This window comes from Metabacillus rhizolycopersici (assembly GCF_020075705.1).
In genome coordinates this window covers 219,085-226,389 of sequence record NZ_JAIQUM010000001.1, presented here as the reverse complement: position 1 = coordinate 226,389, position 7,305 = coordinate 219,085, and the positions used below count along the sequence as shown (strand labels likewise).

At 35.9% G+C, this 7,305-nt stretch carries 6 protein-coding genes; 4 read left to right on the top strand and 2 right to left on the bottom strand.

All coding sequences use genetic code 11. The features are described from left to right. Positions 1 to 981, top strand: a 981-nt coding sequence (locus K9V48_RS01050; RefSeq protein ID WP_224136080.1) for an RNA-guided endonuclease InsQ/TnpB family protein, incomplete at its 5' end; no start/stop codon positions are given. Between the two features lie 303 nt (positions 982 to 1,284). On the opposite strand, the gene K9V48_RS01045 is transcribed toward K9V48_RS01050, so the two are convergent. Both K9V48_RS01045 and K9V48_RS01040 read right to left on the bottom strand, forming a co-directional pair. Beyond that, a complete protein-coding gene (locus tag K9V48_RS01045; protein WP_224136078.1) occupies positions 1,285 to 1,494 on the bottom strand; it encodes a hypothetical protein in 210 nt (69 codons plus the stop codon). A 224-nt stretch (positions 1,495 to 1,718) separates the two neighbouring features. Beyond that, entirely contained in the window at positions 1,719 to 3,224 is a 1,506-nt protein-coding gene (locus K9V48_RS01040; protein ID WP_224136076.1) for a phytoene desaturase family protein, read from the bottom strand. A gap of 329 nt (positions 3,225 to 3,553) precedes the next feature. Here K9V48_RS01040 and K9V48_RS01035 point away from each other — a divergent pair, with 329 nt between their 5' ends. The 3 genes from K9V48_RS01035 (at position 3,554) to pfkA (ending at position 6,714) form a co-directional block, all read left to right on the top strand. Then, a complete protein-coding gene (locus K9V48_RS01035; RefSeq protein ID WP_224136073.1) occupies positions 3,554 to 4,654 on the top strand; it encodes a M24 family metallopeptidase in 1,101 nt (366 codons plus the stop codon). A 103-nt stretch (positions 4,655 to 4,757) separates the two neighbouring features. Beyond that, positions 4,758 to 5,465, top strand: coding sequence for a thermonuclease family protein (locus K9V48_RS01030; protein WP_224136071.1), 708 nt, complete (start codon positions 4,758 to 4,760; stop codon positions 5,463 to 5,465). 289 nt (positions 5,466 to 5,754) lie between these two features. Further along, positions 5,755 to 6,714 (top strand): 6-phosphofructokinase, encoded by a 960-nt coding sequence (pfkA, locus tag K9V48_RS01025; protein WP_224136069.1) that lies wholly within the window; start codon positions 5,755 to 5,757, stop codon positions 6,712 to 6,714. Positions 6,715 to 7,305 lie beyond the last annotated feature (591 nt).

Sequence of the window (7,305 nt, the reverse complement as noted above, 5' to 3'; positions counted from 1 at the left end):
GATCGTTGGCTGCAATATTGTCGCCAAACCTATAATTCTGCTCTTTTAGATAAACAACGTAAATATAATAGGTCAAATGAATCTTATACTCGTTACGATATGCAAACACAACTTAAATTGGATAAAAAGAAATATTCGTTCCTAAAAGAAGTACCATCTCAACCATTGCAGGAAGTCTTTCTGCGTCTAACAAAGGCTTTTGATAACTTCTTTCGAAAGGATGCAAAATATCGCAAACTGAAAAAATACAAGGATTATAATAGTATGACTTTTCCTCAGTTTGGCTTCAATAATAAAGGAAACCGGTATGCTATGTCTTTTTCCCAAAACAGAAAATTATTCAATAAGAACTTAGGAGAAATCGATATTAAGCTGCATCGTCCATTAGAAGGAACCATGAAACAACTGATCATCAAGCGTCAAGGTGAAAGGTGGTATGCTATTTTTTGTGTCGAAAGACAGGCGGTTCCACGAACGATTGATAGCCATAATGTGGTTGGTATAGATGTAGGACTGAATAAGTATGCCGTTCTTTCGAATGGAATGGAATATGAAAATCCAACATTTCTACGTGAAAAAGAAAAGCAATTAAAAAAGGCACAACGTAAACTATCTAAGAGGAAAAAAGGTTCTGCCAACTACATAAAACAAGTACATCGCGTTCGTCAACTTCATGAGAAAGTGGCAAACCAACGCCGTGATTTTCTCCATAAACTAAGTTATCGTTTATCAAAAGATTATGGCGTTATCGTTGTAGAAAAATTAAACATTCGTAACATGGTGAAAAACAGAAAGTTATCTAAATCGATCTCAGATGCTGGATGGGGAATGTTTCGAAATATGCTAGATTATAAGTGCGAGAAAAATGGTGACGCACTTATAAAGGTAGAACCACACTTTACCTCGCAAGATTGTTCTTCTTGCGGAGAACGTGTAAAAAAATCACTTTCGATTCGTACTCATCTCTGCACAAAGGATTAGAACAACTACTTGTGATGAACTAAATCACTCAAACTGTAGGGCAAGGTTATGTCCGAACAGTATAATCTTCGCCTGTGGAGACTGTGTAAGACGTAATGGGATCTCCTAGTATGCCGTAGTCGTGGAAGCAGGAAGCCCCTTCTTCAATCTAACCGCAAGGTTGATAAGGAGGGGTTATTCACGGAAAGCAAAGAAAATAGAGGAGAGAACTGCCCGTTAAGATTCATGTTAGTGCTAGTTGTCTCCTTACTATTTGTGTTTAGACGCTCATTTGTCGTAGGCTGTAACAAGTGCTTGCCCATTTCATATTGAAGTATGAGTGGTTGTTTCTTCCTCTTCATCAGGTCGCTTAGTTACGATTATGTATGAGATGACAAAGCAACAAAAACCGAGAATCCACCCTACTACAGAACTAAAATAAAAAGTATCGATTAATGACATTCCGACAAATGGGGCAAATACTCCAAGAACACAAAGAATTGATACCAAATGACGTTTTACCCATTGAAGCACGAATAACAACTCCTTAGATGGAAGAGTATTGAGTTTGTAAATACTTAGGTAAACACTTTTACGTGTTAATGCCTTTGGATGAAAGACATGCTTATTATTGAACGTAACTACATACTAAATATTATACAAGAAAAGAATCGTATCAAGTACTAATTAATATTAAATCAATGTTACAAATGCTTCGATTGAAATCTTATTCACTTTCTATAGAAAAAGGTACTTACTTATACGACCCCTTTATTTTGTTTAAGATCTTCCTCTAAGATTAGATTAGCGGTTATTTGTCCTGACAGGGTAACCAATGGGATACCACTGCCTGGGTGAGTAGAGCTACCAACGAAATATAAATTTTGTAATATGGTACTTTTACTAGGGATCTTATAGCCTCCATTTTTTTTTCGATCAGAGACAACTCCGTAAATGGAACCACTGTTCGCACCGTACTGCCATTGGATATCATTAGGGGTAATGATATGTTCATATTCAATCTGTTCGATTAATTGATCTAAGCCCATTCTTTCTAGCTTACTTAGAATGATTTTTCGATAGTCATTCTTCTTATCAATCCAAGATTCGCCTTTCTTTAATGGAGGTACATGAGTTAAAACAAAAAGATTTTCTTTTCCTTTAGGAGCTTGTGATGAATCGGATTTAGCAGATATCCCAACATAAATCGTTGGATCATCTGCTGGAACTCCATCATGAAAGATTTGTTGAAATTCCTTCTCAGGTGAATCGGAAAAGAAAAGATTGTGATGTGCTAAATTGGCAAATGATTTGTTAACACCTAATAATAAGATAAGTCCTGAAACAGTTGCTGGATATTTTTCAAGTTCTTTGTTAACTTGTGAAGTTAATGTAGAGTCATCGATAAATTTGTTATATGCAGGGGTCGGTGCCAAATTTGAAATGACAATATCTGCTTCAAAAACTTGTCCGTTTTCAAGTTTCACTCCTATAGCCCGATGCCCATCTCTGACAATCTGTTTTACTTCAGTATTTAATTGGATATTCACTTGTTGCTCGTGAAGTAAGTTTGACATAGCCTCAACTAATTTATACATTCCTCCCTCTACATAATAAATGCTTAGGCAAAGTTGTACATAGGGAAGTTGTGATAAATAAGCGGGTGCATGATATGGAGAGGAACCGGTAAACATACTATAGTAATTAAATAATTGTTGAATTTTTTTATGTTTAAAAAATTTTTTAGTGCCTTGATTCATTGTTCTCAAAAGATCCATTGAAAGCATTTCTTTTACACTAAGCATTGAACGAAGGTCTTGAATACTTGTAATTCCTTTTTTGTAAATACTTTTTGAACTATATTCATACATTTTACTACAATAATGTAAGTAATGAAAAAGTTCACTAGCATCTTCCTTTGAAACGGCCTCTAAATTACGAATTAAGTCTGGTAAATTTCCAGTTAATTGAATTGTTGATCCGTCTGCAAAAAATGTTTTCAACTGAGGCTCAATTCGTTTAATTGATATGTAATCAGATAGATTTCGATTCGCGTTTTGAAAAAGTTGTTCTAAAATCCATGGCATTGTTAGAATAGATGGACCTGTATCAAAGATAAAACCTTTTCCCTTTTTCGTATTAATTTTACCTCCAAGTCGATCCCCTTTTTCAATAATCGTGACAACATAGTTATCGGCAGCAAGACGAATGGCAGCTGACATTCCACCTAAACCACCTCCAATTATAACTACTTTCTTTTGCAAATTGAATTCCTCCCATTATATGAAATGAATGTATGATTAAATGATTAGATGAGGAAAGTTGTAAAAAGAATAATAGTAGAGTGTTTCTTTTTTCATCGATTCCGTTTTTCATTTTGCCCATGATTTCGTTATTCATAACCTTCATTAAGAAAATCTTTGAAATCGAATCAATGTAAGGAGATAATAAAGCAAGACTTATCGGATTTTACGAGCGTTTCTCTTTGTCTGAACTTGAAACTATTAAGAATGGAGAAACGTACACAACGATTATCTTTTACATAAATAGGTATGTTACATTATTGTAAAATAACTTGAAAGGTAGAGGGAAAATGGAAAAACGACTTCAGAAACTGATTAATTGGCAAAGAGAACATGAGATCGATCTGTGTTTTATTCAATCAAAGGAAAATATTTTTTATTTGACGAATTTTTATTCAGATCCACATGAAAGATTAATGGGACTCTTTTTGTTTAAAAATAGTGAGCCGTTGTTCGTCTGTCCAAAAATGGAAGCAGGACAAGCGAAGGAAGCGGGTTGGAACTTCGATATAATCTGTTATGGTGATCATGAAAATCCTTGGGATTTAATAAAGGAAGATTTGAACAAACGCAAGCTGCATTCTATTCAAAAAGTCGCAATCGAAAAAGAAATCACATCTTTTAGTAGAGTTGAAAGCCTTCAACAAGTCGTTAATCATGCCGAAATTGTATCCGTTGAAACTATTTTAAATGAACATCGACTGATCAAGGATGAAAATGAATTGACTAGTTTAAAACAAGCAGCTGAATTAGCAGACTTCGGGGTTCAAGTGGGGATGGAGGCTCTAAAGAATGGCGTAACTGAAATGGAAGTACTTGCGATGATTGAGTTTGAATTAAAGAAAAAGGGTATCCGTGAAATGTCCTTTTCGACGATGGTGTTGTTCGGTGAAAAATCAGGACAGCCCCATGGAAATCCTGGTCTGAAAAGGCTAAGTGAGGGTGACATCGTCTTATTTGATCTTGGGGTTGTCTTAGATGGTTATTGCTCTGATATTACACGAACATTTGTTTATAAAACATATAATGAAGAGCAAAAGAAAATCTATGACACTGTCTTACAGGCGAACTTGGCTGCATTAGCGGCAAGTAAAGCAGGAACTAGAATTGGAGATCTTGATCAGATAGCGAGAACAATCATTGCAGATGCTGGTTACGGAGACTATTTCCCCCATCGAATCGGACATGGCTTGGGGATCAGTGTTCATGAATACCCTTCAATGAGTCATAATAATGACGGACGATTAAAAGAAGGTATGGTTTATACAATTGAGCCAGGGATATATATTCCTAGCATCGGTGGTGTTAGAATTGAAGATGAAGTGCTAATCACTAGTACTGGATTTGAAACGTTAACAAAATTTTCCAAAGAGTTTACAGTTGTTAAATAAGCTTATTAGAAGAGGATTCGATAAAAATATTGCCCAAATAATTAATTAGAAAATGAAAGCAAAAATCGAAGTAGATATTGAAAGTCGAAGGGGAAATGAAAAGTTGAAAAAATGGATTATAGCAGTCATTATCCTGCTATTTACTGTTGGATGTGCACTAAATGAAGGAGATTCTAATCTCATTCCAGTAGAAGTAATAAGAGTTGTAGATGGCGATACGGTAAAAATAAAGGTTGATGGGAAAGAGGAAACAGTAAGGCTATTATTGATTGATACGCCGGAGACTGTCCATCCATCGAAATCAGTACAACCATTCGGTCCGGAGGCTAGTAGTTTTACAAAGGAATTGTTAACTGGAAAAGAAATTCAGTTAGAGATGGATATCGGAGAACGAGACAAATATGGTAGATTGTTAGCCTATATATATGTGGATGGACAAATGGTCAACGAACTGTTACTTAAAAAGGGCTTAGCAAGAGTAGCCTATGTGTATGAACCAAATACAAAATATGTCGACGATTTTTATGCGATTCAAAAGCAGGCACAACAAGAGGAAGTCGGCATTTGGAGCATTGAAAACTATGCAACAGATCAAGGCTATAAGGATGAGAAGGCGGTGATTCAGGAAAATCCCAAAAAGGATAATGAAGGAACTAGTAATGGTTGTACGATTAAAGGGAATATTAATTCAAAGGGAGAAAAAATCTTCCATACCGAAGCGTCACCATCTTATAAAGTAACAAAACCTGAGGCAATGTTTTGTACAGAATCGGAAGCAATTGAAGCAGGGTATCGAGCTGTGAATCGGTAGAATGAATCAGAATTTATACGACGAATGAAAGATCTATTTCTTGATTAAATCAATGGATTATCGATATACAAGGCTATATAATAGTATGATCTATTTTTCTATTAAAAGGGAAAATGGCGGTAATAGGTTTTGGTAATTGATAGAATAATACTAAACAGCCTTTTAACATGTCACTGGTTTTCTTAACGAACTACATAGGAAAAGAGATTGTTTAAAGTTAAACTTTTGTTCACTTAGGAGTTTCTTCAGATATGGTGACTTTACTGGCTAATTACGAGGAGGCTTTTCGATGAAAAAAATTGCAGTATTAACGAGTGGTGGAGATTCACCTGGTATGAACGCTGCGATACGTGCAGTTGTACGAAAAGGAATTTATTCTGGACTAGAGGTTTACGGTGTTTACCAAGGATATGCCGGCCTCATGGAAGGAAATTTAAAAAAGCTTGATTTAGGATCTGTCGGTGATATCATTCATCGTGGCGGAACAATCCTTTATTCAGCAAGATCAGAAGAATTTAAAAAAGACGAATCACAGGCTAAAGCGATTGAGCACCTTAGACATCTTGGAATTGAAGGACTTGTGGTGATCGGTGGAGATGGTTCTTATCGCGGGGCCGCAAAATTAACAGAAAAGGGTTTTCCATGCGTTTGTCTACCAGGAACAATCGACAATGATATCGCAGGAACAGATTACACGATTGGATTTGATACGGCTTTAAATACAGTGATTAGCAGTATAGATAAAATTCGTGATACTGCTACATCTCATGATCGAGCGTTCATTATTGAAGTAATGGGAAGACATGCTGGTGATATAGCACTTTTCTCAGGTCTGGCTGTTGGGGCTGAATCGATCATCATTCCTGAACGACCATTTGAAATTGAAGACATTGTCCAAAAGTTACATAAAGGTATCGAACGTGGTAAGAAGCATTCAATTATCGTCCTAGCGGAAGGTGTATGTACTGGAAATGAACTCTCAAAATTATTAGTGGACCAATATCAAATCGAAACACATGTTTCTGTGTTAGGTCATATGCAACGAGGCGGTTCACCAACAGGTTTGGATCGTATTCTGGCCTCCCGTTTAGGTGCTCGAGCAGTTGAATTATTAGTTGAGGGAAAAAGTGGTCGTGCGATTGGCATGCAAAAGCAAGAGATTGTTGACCATAGCATTAACAGAATATTAAATCAGAAAGACCCTCTTTCAGAAGGTGTTTATACACTATCACAACAACTATCTATTTGAAAATTGACAAAGGCTGACAAAGAATGTGATACATTCCATTATCTGTCAGCCTTTTTTATTTTTAAGAAGAACTGTGTGCAAATGAATAATTGGTTGGATGTCATTAGGGAGGTTGGTCTCCAATTGTTGTGATTTTACACTTCAGTGGATGGACTTGTTAAAAGTGGAAAGAGTAAATGCGATACGTAATTTTTGAGTTAAGAAAAGCTTCACTGAAGGAAACTGTTTTATTGATTGTTGTTATGAGATGTTTGATTCTTTACTCCAGCCTGCTGACAAAATTAGGTTTAAAGAAAAGGTGCGAATTTGGTTTCGTAAATAACAATATGCCGCAATATTTTCAGGATTTATCTTTTTTACCAGGATTTTTCGTTGTGTGATCTTACCATATCTTGAAAGGTAAATAATTTCGATAGGAACTTGATTTTCTAAGCTCAACTTAAGGTATAGGCTCAAAAGCGAGCTCACCTCTTTCCTTAGTCGTTTAGAAAATTATAAAATTCTTGTACGTGGATAAGTGCACGACATCCAGCTCCTAGCCCTCTTAGGTCTAAGCCAATCAGGAATTGAAGGTAAAAAAAACACCTTCAA